We start from the raw sequence: 401 nt of genomic DNA, 5'->3' as shown, positions 1-401 counted from the left end.
GCCACCTTTACCAGAGACGCCAGCCACCGCATCACCGCCATCACTGACCCGGCAGGCAAACAGCTCCGTTACGCCTACAACGCCACGGGGGACCTCATCAGCGTCACCGACCGCAATGGCGCGGTGTCGAAGATGACCTATGACGCCAACCACAGTCTCATCAGCTATACCGACCCGAACGGCAAGCTGGCGGCGAGGTTTGAGTACGACCAGAGTGGAAGGTTGATTGCCAGTTATGACGCTAATGGCAAGGCGGTGCAGATGCAGCATGACATGGACAACAATCAGCAGACTGTCACAGATAGACGAGGGAACAAGACCACCTATACGTATGACAGCAATGGTAACGTCACCAAGGTTGTCAATGCACTGAACCAAGTCACGACTTATACCTATGATGC

At 54.9% G+C, this 401-nt stretch carries 1 protein-coding gene; it reads left to right on the top strand.

From position 1 onward, the window contains the following. Positions 1–401: hypothetical protein (locus tag ACO0LG_RS29585; protein WP_423032209.1), on the top strand; the 401-nt coding region annotated here is incomplete at both ends.

Source organism: Undibacterium sp. Ji42W, assembly GCF_049340405.1.
Classification (GTDB): Bacteria; Pseudomonadota; Gammaproteobacteria; order Burkholderiales; family Burkholderiaceae_D; genus Undibacterium.
The sequence above is the reverse complement of the archived record's forward strand: the minus strand, read 5'-3'. Positions and strand labels throughout refer to the sequence as shown.